Annotated in this window: 2 protein-coding genes and 1 pseudogene; all 3 read right to left on the reverse strand. The window is 45.1% G+C overall.

Annotated elements, in window-relative coordinates:
* Positions 1-236 (reverse strand): Mur ligase domain-containing protein (locus ACTHS3_RS13190; protein WP_440367501.1); only part of this gene is annotated, 236 nt, incomplete at its 3' end.
* Positions 237-648: 412 nt separating this feature from the next.
* On the reverse strand, positions 649-987 hold the full coding sequence (locus ACTHS3_RS13195) for a P-II family nitrogen regulator (RefSeq protein ID WP_070608308.1): 339 nt from the start codon (positions 985-987) through the stop codon (positions 649-651).
* Between the two features lie 89 nt (positions 988-1076).
* Positions 1077-1380: pseudogene (locus ACTHS3_RS13200) on the reverse strand (dihydrolipoyl dehydrogenase); the annotation flags it as partial.

The following is a 1380-nucleotide window of genomic DNA, read 5'->3' on the forward strand; positions in this document are numbered from 1 at the left end:
ACATCCATGCCGCGTTTGGCAACATTACCGATAACGTAAATATCGGCTTTAAATTCGTCCAATTGAGCGGCATCAAAGCCTTCGTGTACGTCAATGCCCAAGGCTTCGAGCTGGGTACTCATCGGCGGATACATCTTGGCGTCGCAACCGCTGACTTTAAAACCTGCTTCTTTGGCAATAGCCGCTACGCCGCCCATAAATGTACCGCCGATACCGATAATGTGGATGTGTTTCATGATAAGACCGTTTTGGGAATGAATTAATTTTAAAGCCGTCATTATAACGGAGTTTGGATAAAGAAAGGGGTCGTCTGAAAAGTTAGGCAACAATAAGAATAGGAAAAAAACACGAGGAATTTGATTTTAAAAGGAGGGCATTGAGGTTTTGCAAGTATGGGATTGGGTAAGCACTACTTTGGAAAGAGTTATTTGATACGGTAAAGTCGTTCATGAAGGTCAAGGGAAGCATTGCCTTGAATTCCTCCATACTTGATGGCGTGAGGTTTTCGGTAACTGGTTTATTTGGATAGACTTTAGAAAATGGATGGTTGTTGTTATTAAAATAATGCCGTCTGAGAAATAAGTCTTGATTAAAACAAGTCATGACTTTTTTCAGACGGCATTTGTATCCTGTGTTTTGCGATTTCTATTAAAGTGCTGCTTCTGAGCGTTCTCCGGTACGGATACGGATGGCTTCTTCAACCGGATAAATGAAGATTTTACCGTCCCCGATTTTGCCGGAATGCGCGGTTTCCAAGATGGCATCAACAGCTTGATCGACTTTGTCGTCAGCCAATACCAATTCGATTTTTATTTTGGGCAGGAAATCAACCGCGTATTCCGCGCCGCGATAAATTTCCGTATGGCCTTTTTGGCGGCCGAAACCTTTGACTTCGCTGACAGTCATGCCGGTAATGCCGATTTCAGTCAGGGTTTCGCGTACATCGTCAAGTTTGAAAGGTTTGATAATAGCTTCGATTTTTTTCATATTGAGTCTCCTTATTTGCGAAAAGGCCGTCTGAAACATTCAGACGGCCTTTGTTCCATCAAGTTCGTTCAAATTTTAGTTGAGTGAACTTATTTCTTTTTCTGAGCAGGCAGGTCGGTACATACGCCCAATGCCACTTCCGCAGCCATACCGATGGATTCGCCCAGGGTTGGGTGTGGGTGGATGGTTTTACCGATATCGGCTGCATCACAGCCCATTTCGATGGCCAAGCAGACTTCGCCGATCATATCGCCGCCGTTAGGGCCAACGATACCGCCACCGATGATGCGGCCGGTTTCAGCATCAAAAATCAGCTTAGTGAAACCATTGTCGCAACCGTTGGCAATCGCACGGCCGGAAGCAGCCCATGGGAAGTTGGCTTTGGTAATTTTG

This window comes from Neisseria sp. P0009.S007, from assembly GCF_051962515.1.